Here is a 15,477-nt window from a genome sequence, read left to right on the forward strand (position 1 = left end):
CACAGGAGCACGTGGCGGAGCTAACTTTTTGGTCTCTAGTCGAAACTGAAGCTGGAACGTAATGTTTAGCTATAGAGCTTTCGACGGGTAGAATAGCTATCTTGGGATGTCTCATATATCCGTGTGTTTATAGGTCCGCCTGAAAAGTGCGTGCTGGGGGAGGAAGCGTCGATGCCTGATGAGAGCGAAAACTCGGTGAGTGCGCCTGTCTGCGGTGTGGCACAGCTCGGTAGGCCGCGTGTTGTAGCGGTTGTTGTGACCTATAATCGTCAAGATTTATTACCCATTACCCTTGCAGGTATCGCCGCAGGGCAGGTTGTGCCGGATGCCGTTGTCGTGGTTGATAACGCCTCTACCGACGGCACGGCCGAGTATCTAAAAAATCTAAGCTATTCGCTTCCGCTCGATATCATCACATTGTCTCAGAATATGGGAGGTGCGGGTGGATTCGCCGTTGGAATCGATCGAGCGTTAGCGCGCCACAATCCAGATCTTGTGTGGGTTATGGATGATGACACTGAACCAACCGAAAACACCCTACATGAGTCTGTTCAAGCATGGGAATCATATTCTCCGGACCGCAGCCGTCGTCCCGCCTTGATAGCTTCACGGGTTGTGTGGACCAATGGGGAAGACCATCCCATGAATACGATGCGCACTATGTTCGGTGCTGGCTCCGGGCGGCATCGTCGTGCACAAGCGGTGGGGGGTCGGCCTATACGCAGCGCCTCCTTTGTATCTTTGGTGATGGACGCTCAAGTTATTCGTCAGAATGGCGGCCTACCGATTGCGGATTTTTTTATCTGGAATGATGATTTTGAATTTTCGACCCGTCTTGCACATCATCGAGATGCCATTGCTATACCCGCCTCGGTGGCTCGTCACCACACGAAAACTTTTGGGACGACGAATGCGAAGCCGGGCCCGCGGTTTTATAACGATGTTCGCAATAAATTGTGGGTTTTCACGCGATCCCGTACTCTTAGCCCGCTTGAGAAGTTGTTATATGGCGGGTCGGTAGCAAGACTTTGGGCTTCGACGGTTCTGCGTACGGACGAAAAATCTATTTATTTGGGGTATTTCCTGAGGGGCATCAAGGATGCGCTGCATGCCCCTCGCCTTAATCGTGATGTGCTTCGCGAAGTGTACGACCTTGAATTTCCGGGGCATTATGGCGCTCAAAAAAATCGTGGTTCCTTCGGCGCACCACATTCTCAGGCAGAGTTCTCTGTTCTGATGAGTGTTTACGCTCGGGAATCTGCTGATCATGTGGAGGCGGCTATTGCCTCGAACGCTCAGCATCAGACCCTTCGGCCTGCTGAACTGGTTTTGGTTCAGGATGGCCCGTTGCCTTCTGAAGTACGCGCGGTCGTTGACCGTTGGGTCGAACGTAGCAGGGCGGGGGAATGCGCTCCTATCGTCACAGTCAAACTGCCTCAGAACGTGGGTCTTGCCGCTGCACTCAACGAGGGGCTGAATGCTTGTTCTTACGGCATCGTTGCCCGCGCGGACTCTGACGATATTTCGGAGCCAGACCGATTTGCAACCTTAATTCCGGCGCTTATCGAGAGCGACTGCGCGGTGATGGGCTCTGCCATGTACGAAGTTGATGCGCAGAATACCGCAGTAGAGGCTACCCGCCAAACGGTAACTGACGCATCTCGGTTGGCTGACATGATGCCTTCGCGCAATCCCCTGTACCACCCAACGGTGGCTTTCTACAAAGACGTTGTTCAGCGTTTAGGCGGGTATGAATATGTACCCGGGGCCGAAGACTGGTGGCTGTGGTCGCGGGTTATCTCCGCCGGTTATAAGATTGGTAATGTGCCTGAGCCATTAGTCCGTTATCGTGTGGGTGCAGGTGCCTACACACGGCGGGGCGGACTTAACGCCTGGAAACAGGATTGGGCGATTCAACGTCGACTATATACCGGGCACGCGATCTCAAAGCTCGGGTGGATTAAGAATATGAGCGTTCGAACGGCGTACCGGTTTATTCCGGAGAGTACACGCCGTAAGGCATTTCGAGCGCTCACCGATATACGGCCTAGTAGGAACGTAGAGAATAGTTTGCAGGGGAAGGACGCATAAGTGGAGAACTATCCCACGACTCAACCGATTGCGGTGGTGGATCGCCAACGCCCCTACACCCCTAAAAGCTGGTGGCTTCTCGTTCAGATTGCATTAGATTCCGTAGCCTGGATTATAGGGCTTGTCATCGCGTTTATGCTACGATACAGCCTGCTTCTGAACCAGAATTCTGTCTTTGATGTGATTGATCTTCAAAGCGTGGCGCTCAGTATGGGGTTTGCGATTATTCTGCAGATTCTTGTGGGCTACGGTATGAAGGTGTACCGCGGCCTGTATTCTTACGGTTCTTTCGAGGAAGTCTGGCGTACGGGCGCAACTGTAGGTATCGTCTCGGTGGCGCTTTTCCTCTTCAGCTACGTAGATGAAGCTCTCGGACTAGTACATGTGCCTCATGGTGTGCCGCCTATCTCGGTGGGTATTACATTGCTGTTCATGGCGGCGATGCGCATGGTTAAGCGCATTTATGTTGAGCATAAGACTTTGCGTAATCTTGATGGTGAGCCTGTTATCGTCTATGGCGCCGGGTTTACGGGTCGCACAGTTATCGAAGCTCTTATGCATGATGACTCTGCATATATGCGGCCTGTTGCGGTGGTGGATGATAACCCTCAGCTACGTGGTATTAATATTCACAATGTGCCGGTTTATAACACCGGTAAAGAGCTGGATGCGGTCATCAGGCGCTATGCCCCTAAAAAAATGATCGTCGCTATCACCAACATGCCGCATGATCGTTTCGACCGGGTCTGGGCACGCATGCAAAAACACGGAGTCGAAGTAACTCGTGTAGCGAGCGCCAGCGAAAAGCTCTTCGGCAACAACGTGGTAGAAACCGACGATAACGAGCTCATGAAGCTTATCCGCGGCGAAATTAACTACGATGTCGATACTGAAGTTTTGCGCAGCTACCTTCAAGGTAAGCGGGTCTTGGTGACCGGCGCAGGAGGATCTATTGGTTCTGAGCTATGCCGTCAGATCCACGAATACGACCCTGAGCTGCTCATGATGCTCGATCGTGACGAAACCCTGCTGATGGAAACAAAGCTCTCGATCACTGGCGAGTCCAGCCTGGATGATGAGCGTATTATTCTCGCGGATATTCGTGAGGGGGAAAACCTGCGTAATATCTTCCTTGAACGAAAACCGCAGGTGGTTTTCCACGCCGCAGCTTTGAAGCATGTTTCTGCACTGGAGGCATACCCTGAGGAAGCATGGAAAACAAATTCGCTGGGCACCCTTAACGTTCTATATGCTGCGCAAGCGGCGGATGTTGAAACATTTGTGAATGTTTCAACAGATAAAGCGGCAGATCCTAAGACCGCTTTGGGGCAGTCAAAACGAACCGCTGAATGCTTAACCTCGTGGTTTGGACAGCAGACGGGGAAGACTTATGTATCGGTTCGATTCGGTAACGTTTTTGGCTCGCGCGGCTCTATCAAACCTCTGTTTACGCAGCAGATTCTCAATGGCGGTCCCATTACACTTACTGATGAGAACGCTACCCGATACTTTATGCTCATCACGGATGCTTGCCTGCTGGTGATGCTGGCAGGGGCTATTGGTCATCCGGGTGAAGTTATGGTGCTTGATATGGGTGAGCCTGTATTTATCTACGATGTTGCACATGAGATGCGTAAAGCCTATGAGCGTTACGATGTTGATATTGTAGTGACCGGTCTGCGTCCTGGCGAAAAATTGGATGAAACCCTCTTTGGTGCTAATGAGCAACACACTCGAAGCACTCAAAACAAGTTTATTTCTCACTCGACGGCACCAGCTCTCAATCCTGAGGATTTGGATTATGAGCAGTGGATTCAGAATTATGAAGCGCATCGTTCTTATGAGCGTCATGGATTTACCCGCGTAGTAGATCCGCGTCAGGGTCGTCTTCTGGAAGAACACAGGAATTAGCCGTTTTTGAATATTGAACGATGAAATTTTGCCCCGTTAACGTCTACATAGGCGTGTACTACGTGATGAATTCGTCTTGTAGAACCAGCAGCGGGGAAGTAGAATCCCAAATTACACCCTGTTACGAGGTTTTACCGTCTAGAGGAGAGACATGAACCAGGCATCTCTGGTGCTTATACTAGCGTTTGTGTTAGGAGCGCTTCTGCCTTTTGCGGTACGCCCCCTGTTGCACGCGCTAAATATGGTTGATATACCCAATGAGCGTTCCTCGCATACGATTCCGACGTACCGGGGCATGGGGCTGGCAACCGCTAACGCTACCTGTTTGAGCTTCGCGGTCGCTACCCTCATGGGGTGGACTGTAAATCTCCCCATCTCGTTAACTTTTTTGGCAGGCGGCGGTCTTGCTTTGCTTTTGGGATGGACCGAAGATGTCTATGGGGTCAGCGTTGCCAAGCGTGCCGGGATGCAGCTTGTTATAGGACTCGGTATTGCACTTTCTCTCGCTATTATTCAAGAGGCATCATTGCTGTGGGTTCCTGTAGCAGGGATCTTTATTGCGGGGTATATAAACGTTACAAACTTTATGGACGGCATCAACGGTATCTCCGGATGCCATGGGCTGGTGGCTGGGCTTGCCTACGCCTATATGGGTGGCGTAAGTAGTTTGCCGTGGATGACGATAGGCGGTCTGGCAATTGCAGGTGCCTATACGGCTTTCCTACCTTGGAATTTACGCACGGGTCACAATGTTTTCTTAGGTGATGCTGGGTCTTATTTCCTGGGTGCCTCTCTTGGAACAATTGCTGTTGGTGCTTTCTATGCTGGAATTCCGTTCCTTGCGTCGATAGCCCCGCTTCTGGTTTATCTTGCAGATTCTGCGATGACTCTTATACGTCGTATGGCTGCTGGGGAGCAGTGGTACAAACCGCATCGAACCCATGTGTATCAGCGTCTGACTGACGTCGGATTGGGACATATCAGCGCAACAATTATGGTGAGTTCTGCGACTGCGATTGTATGGGCTTTTGTACTCTTTGCCTCAGATCTTTTCCTAACAGGTGCCTTTTTCGCTGGTGTTGGCGTTCTTGCCCTTGCTGTAGCTGTCATTGTTTTATACCTGCGGCTTCCCGAACTACTGGATACGCGTCTGCAGCCTGCCGAGCAGGGGCACGCTAATTCCAAGCAGAATATTGCAGATCTGAACACAGAGACGCATCCTGTGAGCGAGCGGAAGTCTGAGGGCTCACAGGAGTGAAACAACGGCGGCTAAATTCGATTCGGAGGGCTCTGTGGAACCCAAAATTTATCTATGGTATAGGTAAGAAAGACAATAAGCAAAATAGGGTGCAAGGCTTTTCCTGGGGGCTTTTAGCCTATCGCGAGACCGTAGTGTCTGCACTGGTTTTAGTTCTTTGTTTACCGATTCTGGGAATCATATTGGGCATTCGCGGGTCGGCGGGATTTATGGTTGGGTTTCTGGTAGTCTATATATGTTTCACCATGGGCGTAGCAACTGCTTTGGGGGCACACCGTATAAAGATTGGGATTCCTCAGGCTTTGCTTGTAAGTTATGTGGTGAAGGTGTTACTCATGGCGATGGTGCTTTTACTAGTACCTATGCCAGAGGCACTTAAACACGGTTGGACGCTTGGTGGTGCCGTCATAGGAGCGGTACTGTGGTTAAGTGTCGAGGCTGTAACCATTATGAATTCAAGGATTTTGTACTTCGATCCTGAGTCTTAGCACACACAAAGGCTTACTCAGAAGTAGATAGGGAAATTTTTGACCGATTCTGAGAAGAAATGGTGGGACGGAGATAAGAAACTCCGTACCACAGGAGAACTGGTATCCGGCGGTGGACTATCCGGCGGCGTGATGTCTGTTTTGTATCTTATTATCGGCATGGCTTTTTGGGGATTGGTCGGCTTTGGAGCTGACTGGCTCCTCAATACCCGGTGGTTTGTATGGGTTGGTGTTCTGATAGGTGCTTGCGGAGGCATCTACCTGGTATATCTGCATACGAGTCGCTCTAAATAAATAGCCTAAAAATTTTAGGTTTTGCACACATTCCATCCAGTTAGTTGAGCATAGTTTTGCACCAGCAAGTAGCTAGCTAACGGCAAGAAAGGACTTGCTTTGAACGAGAACGGGTCTGTACTCGCAGAAGGCTATACGCCGCCGACACCGGCCGATATGCATCTGCCTGACTTCTTCCAGGTTGATTCTCTTGGGTTCGGCTTTGGTAAACAGATGCTGCTCGTCATCCTGTCTGTCGTAGTCGTTTCCCTATTCTTTATGATGGCTGCACGCAAGCGTGCAATGGTTCCGGGTAAAGCCCAGTTCATTGCAGAATCAGGCTATCTCTTCACCCGTAATTCACTTGGCAAAGACCTGATTGGTGCACAGCATTTCAAGCCTTTCGTGCCCCTGCTCTTTACTTCTTTCTTCTTTATTCTGATTAATAACCTTTACGGTTCAATTCCCCTTATTCAACTTCCTTCTTTTTCTCACCCAGGCAGTGCCTATGCATTGGCTATCGTCGGCTACCTTACCTGGGTCGGTGTAGGTATCAAGCGCAAGGGACTGGTTGGATTTTTTAAAGATCTGACGATGCCCTCCGGAGTTCCGGGGTGGGTGTACGTTATTTTGGTACCGATTGAGTTCCTCTCGAACCTTATTATTCGTCCCGTGACTCACGCGCTTCGTCTTTTCGCTACGATGTTCGGCGGTCACATGGCAATGATGGTGGCAGCATCCCTAACTCAGTTCCTAGTGATGAGCGTCGGCGGGGCTGCAGCTTTGGGCGGTATCGCCTCTGGGGCGTTGGGTCTATTCCTCTACTTCCTGGAACTGATGATTCAGGTAATCCAGGCTTATGTCTTCACACTGCTCCTCGCGGTATACCTGCAAGGGTCAGTTTCCGAAGGACATTAAAAATAATAGGTTTTCGTAACTGGCTATCCAGTTGCGAAGAAAGCAACCCGTTTTACGGGTCGAATACACATAAGTAGCTCTGTAACTTCGGTATTTTCACTGAAGCACACACTGTTGAAAGGAATCAACATGAACGTTATTGGTTACGGCCTCGCAGCTATTGGTGGCGGCATCGGCGTGGGTCTAATCTTCGCTGCCTACATGACGAGCGTTGCACGTCAGCCCGAGTCCCAGCGTACCCTGCAGCCAATGCTGTTCATGGGTTTTGCGGTGGTTGAGGCTCTGGCGATTCTGGGCCTCGTTCTGGCATTCATCATCTAAGCTCAGATATAGCTGTTAACGAACCAACCTAAAGAACAGGAAATCCCTCAATGACTTATCTGGCAGAAGGAGGGGGCGCAGAGCACAGCTCTAACCCTCTAATTCCCAATCTCTGGGAATTGGGCATCACCGTCGTTGGGTTCGTGATTCTCTATTTCATCGTTCATAAATACGTTGTCCCGGCGTTCGAGAAGATCTACCAGGACCGTAAAGAAGCAATCGAGGGTGGTCTTGCCAAAGCTGAGAAAGCTCAGGCGGAGGCCGCAGCGGCTCGCGAAGAGTACAACCAGCAGCTTGAAAACGCTCGTTTGGAAGCTCAGAAAATTCGCGAGGAAGCGCGTACCGAAGGCGAATCAATTATCGCAGCGGCTCGTGAGCGCGCAACCGTTGAGGCTCAGCGTATTACTGATAATGCGCAGAAGACTATCGAGGCTGAGCGCCTAGCTGCTTCAGTATCTCTTCGTCATGAAGTTGGTACTTTGGCGACTACTCTTGCAGGAAAGATTGTGGGCGAAGCCCTTGACGATGATGAGCGATCGGCCCGCGTGGTAGATCGTTTTCTTGCTGACCTTGAAACCGAGCAACAGAATGCAGGTGCAACTCGGTAATGGCAGGAGTATCTACTGAATCACTGAGCAAGGTGGAAGCGGTTCTTGAAGCCAACGCTTCGTTGAACCCACTCAACCTAGCTAGCGAGCTTTTCGCCGTGGTCGATGTACTTGACCACGATGGCGGTTTACGCCGTGGTTTGACCGACTCTTCGCGTGAAGGGAAGGATCGAGAAAATATTGCGCAGGCTATTTTTAGCGGCAAAATTTCTTCTCAAGCACTCAAGGTGCTGACTACGGCGGTAGCACTGCGTTGGTCTCAAGAGCGTGATCTTGCAGACGCGCTTGAGAAGGCTGCGGTACTCGCATCCATCGCATCCGCTCAGTCTCGTGGTGGTGCTGATGCCCTTGAAGAGGTTACCAACGAGTTGCTGACGTTTGTGCGCAACGTTGATGGTACCCCCGAAGCGCAAGCGGCGCTGTCCGACAATTTGGCAAGCAAAGAAGCAAAGAAGAAGCTCGCTGTAGCATTAGGCGGTCCAGCCGTCACTGCGGAAGGCGTACTTCTCTTGGAACGAATTGGTAGCGAATCCCGTGGTCACCATGCCGCTCGCCTCGCTGATGAATTCGTGGAAATCATCGTCACGCGACAGAACCGTTACATCGCAAAGGTGACTTCTGCAGTAGCGCTGTCGCAGGCACAGCTTGAACGCCTGAGCCGGACCTTGAACAAGATCTATAATCGTCAGCTTAAACTCGACGTATCTATAGATACAGCTGTTCTAGGCGGTATGCGCGTACAGATTGGAGATGAGGTTATCGACGGAACCGTTGGTACCCGTCTTGATGATCTTGAACGTGACCTTCAAGCATAGAGATTAGCTGAACATTTCTGCGATACGTCGCAACGGTGATTTAGAAGATACCTTGGGAAGCAGACAAATTTTTAGAATATTGTTCCTTCCCACGAAGCAAGTTTCGGTTGTTCCGAGAGGTGCAACCATAATTAGGAGAGCAGGGACATAAGATGGCCGATTTGACCATCAACGCCGATGATGTCCGTAACGCGCTGAACGAATTTGCAGCGTCTTACGAACCCGGCAACGTGGAACGTGTTGAAGTGGGGCGCGTTGTAGCAGCCTCCGATGGTATTGCGCGCGTCGAGGGTTTGCCCTCGGTTATGGCGAACGAACTACTTCGTTTTGAGGATGGCACCCTTGGCCTCGCGCAAAACCTTGATACCCGCGATATTGGCGTCATTATTCTGGGCGACTTTACCGGTATCGAAGAGGGACAGCCAGTTCACCGTACTGGTGAGGTGCTTTCGGTCCCGGTGGGCGATGCTTACCTCGGTCGTGTAGTCGATCCGTTAGGTAACCCCATTGATGACCTGGGTCCTATTAAGGATGAAGGGCGTCGTGCTCTTGAGCTGCAGGCACCTGGTGTAACGCAGCGTAAGTCTGTGCATGAGCCCCTACAGACCGGTCTGAAAGCTATTGACGCTATGATCCCGATCGGTCGAGGGCAGCGTCAGCTTATTATTGGTGACCGTCAGACCGGTAAAACTGCGATTGCAGTCGATACGATTCTGAACCAGAAGGCTAACTGGGAAACTGGTGACCCCAGTAAGCAGGTTCGTTGTGTTTACGTGGCAGTTGGACAGAAGGCCTCCACCATTGCTGCTGTTCGACACACCCTTGAAACTAGGGGAGCGTTGGAATACACCACGATCGTTGCTGCCCCCGCATCTGACGCAGCAGGCTTTAAATACTTGGCTCCCTACACCGGTTCTGCCATTGGTCAGCACTGGATGTATGGCGGAAAGCACGTCCTGATTATCTTTGATGATCTTTCAAAACAGGCAGAAGCATACCGCGCCGTGTCGCTATTGCTTCGTCGTCCGCCAGGGCGTGAAGCATACCCCGGTGACGTTTTCTACCTGCACTCTCGTCTATTGGAGCGTTGCGCTAAACTCTCTGATGAGTTGGGCGCAGGGTCGATGACCGGTTTCCCCATTATCGAAACCAAGGCAAATGACGTTTCTGCCTTCATCCCGACCAACGTCATTTCTATCACTGACGGCCAGATCTTCCTACAGTCTGATCTGTTCAACGCTAACCAGCGCCCCGCCGTTGATGTTGGTATTTCCGTCTCTCGTGTGGGTGGTGCAGCGCAGACCAAGGCTATGAAGAAGGTCTCCGGTACTTTGAAACTGGACCTTGCTCAGTACCGTGCTATGGAAGCGTTCGCAATGTTCGCCTCCGATCTCGACGATGCTTCCAAGGCACAGCTGACTCGCGGCGCCCGTCTTACCGAGCTGCTTCGCCAGCCGCAGTACACCCCGTATGCGGTAGAAGAGCAGGTTGTCTCCATCTGGGCAGGTACCAACGGTTACCTTGATGATCTTGAGGTTTCTGACGTTCTTCGCTTCGAGGCAGAGTTCATTGACTATCTGCGTCACCGGACCTCGGTGTTGAGTGATATTGCCGCATCCGGCAAGCTTGAGGATGAAACCCTAGATGCCTTGAAAGCTGCCGTTGCAGATTTCAAGAAGGGATTCCGCTCGGAGGGTACCAGCCACCTTGTTGATGCAGGTCATGAGGAGCATAAAGCGGCTCAGGATCGTGACATCACTCAGGAAACCATCGGTTAGCGATTAGTCCTAGGTGTTAGCCCCGCTCTGAACTTTCAGAGTTATGGGCGGGGCAGATGTCCAGGAGAAAGGAAGCTCTATGGGAGCCCAGATTAGGGTTTACCGACAGAAAATTGCTTCGACATCGTCTATGCAGAAGATCTTCAAGGCGATGGAGATGATCGCGACCTCCCGTATTAACAAGGCGCGTCGAAGCGCTCAAACCACGGGTCCTTACGCAAACGCATTGACCCGCGTTGTGACTGCTTTGGCAACGCAACAGTCCGTGCAGCATCCTCTGATCCATCGTCCCGATACATTCGGCAAGCATGAGCATAAGCGCTCTGCAGTCTTGGTGATGACGAGTGATCGCGGTCTTGCAGGCTCGTATTCGTCGTCTGTGCTGAAGAAAACAGAAGAGCTTATCGAAAGGCTACGCGGCGAGGGGCGCGAAATACAGCTGTACTTGGTGGGGCGTAAAGCGAAGTCTTATTTTGAATTCCGGGAACGTCCCTATGAACGTGCTTGGGAAGGACACACCGATAATCCGCATATTGATACCGCAGTTGAGATTCGCGATGTGTTCTTGGAGGAGTACGAAAAGGGACATGAAAACGGCGGGGTAGACGATCTGCATATCGTATACACCGAATTCAAGTCCATGGTGACTCAAGAGACCAAGATTCTTCGTTTGCTTCCCATTCACGTGGCAGAAGCAACTAAATTGGGGGAGGAAATCGTACCTGACGAAGAACTCTCTTCGGCCGATTATCAGCAACCCGCATCCTTTGAATTTGAGCCTTCTCCTCAGGAAGTATTGGATGCGCTGCTACCGCGTTATATCGCTTCTCGTATCTTCGCGTGCCTGCTCCAAGCCGCTGCAAGTGAACTTGCGTCGCGTCAGCGTGCGATGAAGACTGCGGGCGATAACGCTGAGACTCTGATCAAGAAGTACACTCGACTGATGAACAACGCTCGTCAGGCCGAGATTACTCAGGAGCTCTCTGAGATTGTGGGCGGCGCAGACGCTCTCGCCTCCTCTTAAGAACACTGCTAACTCGAAGCTATCTACTTTCAACTTTTCAAGGTAAGTGAGAAACATGACTACTACCACCACCCAGGGCGCGACGGGTCGTATTGCCCGCGTGATTGGCCCCGTGGTTGACGTTGAGTTCCCCGCTGGTCAGGTGCCGGATATCTACAATGCGCTGACCACTGAACTCACCCTCGACGGGAAAACCTACACCATCACCTTTGAGACTGCTCAGCATTTGGGTGATTCGATTGTTCGTGCCATCTCTATGCAACAGACTGACGGTCTTGTGCGTGGGCAGGCTGTCCTAGATACCGGGGCTCCTATCGCTGTACCCGTGGGCGATGGCGTGAAGGGGCATCTCTTCAACGTTCTTGGTAACGCACTAGACGTACCGAACTCCGATATCGATGCTGACGCATACTGGCCTATTCACCGCGCCGCTCCCGGCTTCGCAGAGCTAGAGGGATCGACCGAGATGCTAGAGACTGGTATTAAATCTATCGACCTGCTCACCCCTTACATTAAGGGTGGTAAGATCGGTCTGTTCGGTGGTGCTGGCGTTGGTAAGACAGTGCTGATTCAGGAAATGATTACCCGTGTGGCGCGCAACTTCGGTGGTACCTCGGTGTTCACCGGCGTTGGTGAGCGTACCCGTGAAGGTAACGACTTGTGGGTTGAGATGGAAGAAGCAGGGGTTTTGAAAGATACTGCCCTTGTCTTCGGACAGATGGATGAACCCCCGGGAACTCGTCTGCGTGTGGCACTCACCGGCTTGACTATGGCGGAATACTTCCGCGATGTGAAGAACCAGGACGTGCTGCTCTTTATCGATAACATCTTCCGCTTTACTCAGGCAGGTTCTGAAGTTTCGACTTTGCTCGGTCGTATGCCCTCTGCTGTTGGTTACCAGCCTAACCTGGCGGATGAAATGGGTCTGCTTCAGGAACGCATTACCTCGACTCGCGGTCACTCCATTACTTCGATGCAGGCAATCTACGTTCCTGCAGACGATTACACCGACCCTGCACCGGCGACAACCTTCGCACACTTGGACGCGACTACCGAGCTTTCGCGTGAGATTGCATCGCGCGGTCTGTACCCGGCAATTGACCCGTTGACCTCGACCTCTCGTATTCTTGATCCGCAGTACATTGGGCAGGAACACTACGACACGGCTATTCGCGTGAAGGCTATCCTGCAGGAAAACAAGGACCTTCAGGATATTATCGCGATTCTGGGTGTTGATGAGCTTTCTGAGGAGCAGAAGGTCGTTGTTTCACGTGCACGCCGCATTGAGCAGTTCCTTTCACAGAACACCTATACCGCAAAGCAGTTCACTGGCGTTGAAGGATCCACTGTTCCGTTGAAGGATACCATCGAATCATTCCAGATGATCTGCAATGGCGATGTAGACCATATTCCTGAGCAGGCGTTCTACAACATCGGTGGCATGGATGACGTGATGCGTCAGTACGAGGAAATCAAGGCACAGACCGGAGCCAAGTAATTATGGCACTAACAGTTGAAGTTGTTTCTCGCGAAAACGTCGTGTGGACTGGTGAAGCTTCCTATGTACGGGTGCGTACTACGAACGGCGATTTGGGCATTTATCCCGGACTCATCCCCACCTGTGCGCTTCTTGCGGAGGACGGAGAACTTCTGATTCGACCCGTCAATGGCGGCGAACTCACCACGCGTTTGCATGATGGGTTCTTGACCGTCTCAAACGATAAGGTAACGATCGCGGCAAAGCATGCCGAGATCGCTACCCCTACGACGGGTAAGAAGTAAACCGTTAATAAGGTAAAAGCCGGTACAACCTATTGTTGGTTGTACCGGCTTTTACTTTCCCGAATACTTGAGTTTTAGAGTCGCGAAGATCTCTACAGTGCATAAATGTTGGCTTAGAAAAGCCGATCTGCTGCGTCGTCGATACCGCGCATCGCATCGTAATCGAGAGAGATGCAGCGGATACCGCGATCTTCGGCAAGAGTCCGTGCCTGGGGCTTGATCTTTTGTGCAGCAAAAACTCCCTTGACGGGTGCCAGCCGTGGGTCGCGGTTGAGCAGATCGAGGTACCGGGTAAGCTGTTCCACTCCGTCAATATCGCCCACGCGCTTGAGCTCTACCGCAATGCTGATACCGTTGGAGTCTCTCGCCATAATATCTACAGGACCAATAGCCGTAGGGTATTCACGGCGTACTAGAGAGTAACCCTTGCCGAGCGTTTCAATCTGTTCTGCAAGAAGACGCTGCAGGTCGGCCTCTACGCCGTCTTTGATAAGTCCAGGATCGACTCCTAAATCATGGGCGTGCTCATGAATAACTTCGTACACGCGGATAAGGAGGCGGTCATCACTTTTAGCGGCTTGTACCGTCCACAGCTGCTGCACATCCGTATCAAGATCTTCACGGGTGCTTTCTGGAATTTCGTCATAGTCTGCGACAAGGAGAGAGCATGGTGGGCTCATCCAGTTCAGCGGCTTATAGGAACCTCCATCGGAATGGATAAGCACAGAACCGTCATTCTTCACCATAAGTAAGCGGGTAGCACGGGGGAGATGGGCACGCAAACGCCCTTCGTAATCAACAGAACAGTCAGCTATAACGATACGCACCCCATCTACTCTACCGAGGAAGAGTATGACATGCCAGCTGTAGAAACCGCTGACTGACGCATCATAGCGGATAAAAGATGGGTAACCGCATTGCGCAGTCAGACTGAACGCTAGAATAGAAAGCATGGCACGCAAGAATCACCCCGGTAAACGTTCCTCGGGCACAACCTCCAACAAATGGACGCGGTCTGCACCCGGTGGACGTGATATATCTCGTATTCTTGATCCGGCGCCGCGCATTGAACGTGACCGTTTTGGTGATTGGCTGGTGCAATACGTTCCCGCCGTAAATGCTCTGAAAACCTATACGTGCCCGGAATGCAACCGTCCAATTCCGCCAAGAACAGCGCATCTTGTTGTATGGCAAGAAAGCCATACACTGGGGCGTTCTCGCGCTATTGATGAGCGCCGCCACTGGCACCAACATTGTTGGCGTACCAGACGCGCTTAGAACTATTACGAAATCGGAATACCTATCGTGGGTGCGAAGACCTGTTAGAACGAAGAAAGTGACACTATGGCGACTGAAGAGTCCTCTGGAAAACTCCGAGAGTTTGATCCCTCACGGTATGTTTTCACCCAATCTGATCAGCCTGTTCTCATTAAATCTCGTACGGTACTTCCCGCGCGCCGAGAGAACTTTGAGGTCACAACCGCTGACGGAAAACGCCTTGTGGGTGAACTGGCACTTCCCGAAGGGGAAATTAAAGCTACTCTCGTGACTTTTCACCCGCTTCCAACGCACGGCGGATATATGGATTCGCATGTGTACAAGAAGGCTTCATTCCGTCTGCCAGCGCTGGCAAATATTGCGGTTCTGCGGTTTAACACCCGCGGCACTTCTTCGATCCGCGGTACAAGCGAGGGAGTGTTCGACGGAGGATTTGCCGAGAAAAAAGATTTTGACGCGATCTTACAATATGCCGTAGAACGCCAGCTGCCGAATATTTGGTTAATCGGGTGGTCTTTCGGTACGGAACTTGTGCTCAAGTATGCCCCAGAACATGCATCAGAATTTGTGGGGGCTATTCTGCTTTCTCCGCCTTTGCACCGAGTGCATCCTGCTGAACTGGATGAATGGAATAAAATCTCAAATCCGCTCTATGCCTTTATCCCGGAGTTTGACGATTATCTACGCCCTACCGAAGCGCGCGAGCGTTTTAAATCAATAGCCCGCACTCAGGTCGTGCCTTTTGAGAACTGTAAACACCTTTGGGTGGGTGAAAAGTCGGTAAACAGCGTGATCAATGCCCTTGTCTCAGTGGTGACGGGTCAGCAGACCACACTTCCTACTGAATACAACGGCCCGGTCGCAGAAGAGATTACTGAACTATAATCTGTCTACTCCGTCTATACGAAGGATGCGCCTGCCGCTTTTCTCAA

At 51.5% G+C, this 15,477-nt stretch carries 15 protein-coding genes; 14 read left to right on the forward strand and 1 reads right to left on the reverse strand.

Features of this window, described 5'->3' with window-relative positions:
* The first annotated feature begins 171 nt into the window (after window positions 1-171).
* From HMPREF2625_RS07350 to HMPREF2625_RS07410, 12 genes are all read left to right on the forward strand, one after another.
* Entirely contained in the window at window positions 172-2,091 is a 1,920-nt protein-coding gene (locus HMPREF2625_RS07350) for a glycosyltransferase (protein WP_246826744.1), read from the forward strand.
* Window positions 2,092-4,002 carry a polysaccharide biosynthesis protein gene (locus tag HMPREF2625_RS07355; RefSeq protein WP_070523523.1) on the forward strand — a complete coding sequence of 637 codons (1,911 nt, stop codon included), beginning with the start codon at window positions 2,092-2,094 and terminating at the stop codon, window positions 4,000-4,002. It begins immediately after the preceding gene.
* 151 nt (window positions 4,003-4,153) lie between these two features.
* On the forward strand, window positions 4,154-5,260 hold the full coding sequence (locus tag HMPREF2625_RS07360) for an MraY family glycosyltransferase (RefSeq protein WP_070523526.1): 1,107 nt from the start codon (window positions 4,154-4,156) through the stop codon (window positions 5,258-5,260).
* 527 nt (window positions 5,261-5,787) lie between these two features.
* The gene (locus tag HMPREF2625_RS07370; RefSeq protein ID WP_048751857.1) at window positions 5,788-6,042 is read left to right on the forward strand and encodes a DUF2339 domain-containing protein; all 255 of its coding nucleotides are present in this window, start codon (window positions 5,788-5,790) and stop codon (window positions 6,040-6,042) included.
* A gap of 99 nt (window positions 6,043-6,141) precedes the next feature.
* The gene (gene atpB / locus HMPREF2625_RS07375) at window positions 6,142-6,939 is read left to right on the forward strand and encodes a F0F1 ATP synthase subunit A (RefSeq protein ID WP_004004435.1); all 798 of its coding nucleotides are present in this window, start codon (window positions 6,142-6,144) and stop codon (window positions 6,937-6,939) included.
* Between the two features lie 129 nt (window positions 6,940-7,068).
* Window positions 7,069-7,260 (forward strand): ATP synthase F0 subunit C, encoded by a 192-nt coding sequence (atpE, locus tag HMPREF2625_RS07380; RefSeq protein WP_004004436.1) that lies wholly within the window; start codon window positions 7,069-7,071, stop codon window positions 7,258-7,260.
* Between the two features lie 50 nt (window positions 7,261-7,310).
* The gene (locus HMPREF2625_RS07385) at window positions 7,311-7,868 is read left to right on the forward strand and encodes a F0F1 ATP synthase subunit B (protein WP_013398885.1); all 558 of its coding nucleotides are present in this window, start codon (window positions 7,311-7,313) and stop codon (window positions 7,866-7,868) included.
* Window positions 7,868-8,683: a F0F1 ATP synthase subunit delta gene (locus HMPREF2625_RS07390; protein ID WP_013398886.1), complete on the forward strand. Its 816-nt coding sequence runs from the start codon at window positions 7,868-7,870 to the stop codon at window positions 8,681-8,683. The genes HMPREF2625_RS07385 and HMPREF2625_RS07390 overlap by 1 nt, the downstream gene beginning before the upstream one ends.
* A 152-nt stretch (window positions 8,684-8,835) precedes the next feature.
* On the forward strand, window positions 8,836-10,461 hold the full coding sequence (atpA, locus tag HMPREF2625_RS07395) for a F0F1 ATP synthase subunit alpha (protein ID WP_037230835.1): 1,626 nt from the start codon (window positions 8,836-8,838) through the stop codon (window positions 10,459-10,461).
* Between the two features lie 79 nt (window positions 10,462-10,540).
* Window positions 10,541-11,485: a F0F1 ATP synthase subunit gamma gene (locus tag HMPREF2625_RS07400; protein ID WP_037230839.1), complete on the forward strand. Its 945-nt coding sequence runs from the start codon at window positions 10,541-10,543 to the stop codon at window positions 11,483-11,485.
* A gap of 55 nt (window positions 11,486-11,540) precedes the next feature.
* Window positions 11,541-12,983, forward strand: a complete 1,443-nt coding sequence (gene atpD, locus HMPREF2625_RS07405; RefSeq protein WP_013398888.1) for a F0F1 ATP synthase subunit beta — start codon at window positions 11,541-11,543, stop codon at window positions 12,981-12,983.
* Between the two features lie 2 nt (window positions 12,984-12,985).
* Window positions 12,986-13,267, forward strand: a complete 282-nt coding sequence (locus HMPREF2625_RS07410) for a F0F1 ATP synthase subunit epsilon (RefSeq protein ID WP_070523532.1) — start codon at window positions 12,986-12,988, stop codon at window positions 13,265-13,267.
* Between the two features lie 113 nt (window positions 13,268-13,380).
* Here the strand turns inward: HMPREF2625_RS07410 and nucS are convergent, their stop codons facing one another.
* On the reverse strand, window positions 13,381-14,094 hold the full coding sequence (nucS, locus tag HMPREF2625_RS07415) for an endonuclease NucS (protein ID WP_070524436.1): 714 nt from the start codon (window positions 14,092-14,094) through the stop codon (window positions 13,381-13,383).
* 124 nt (window positions 14,095-14,218) lie between these two features.
* On the opposite strand from nucS, the gene HMPREF2625_RS07420 reads away from it, so the two are divergent.
* Complete coding sequence (locus HMPREF2625_RS07420) at window positions 14,219-14,545, forward strand: ATP/GTP-binding protein (protein WP_070523535.1); 327 nt, start codon at window positions 14,219-14,221, stop codon at window positions 14,543-14,545.
* A gap of 66 nt (window positions 14,546-14,611) precedes the next feature.
* Window positions 14,612-15,430, forward strand: coding sequence for an alpha/beta hydrolase (locus tag HMPREF2625_RS07425; RefSeq protein ID WP_070523538.1), 819 nt, complete (start codon window positions 14,612-14,614; stop codon window positions 15,428-15,430).
* Window positions 15,431-15,477: the final 47 nt, after the last annotated feature.

This window comes from Rothia sp. HMSC064D08 (assembly GCF_001809525.1).
GTDB lineage: Bacteria > Actinomycetota > Actinomycetes > Actinomycetales > Micrococcaceae > Rothia > Rothia dentocariosa.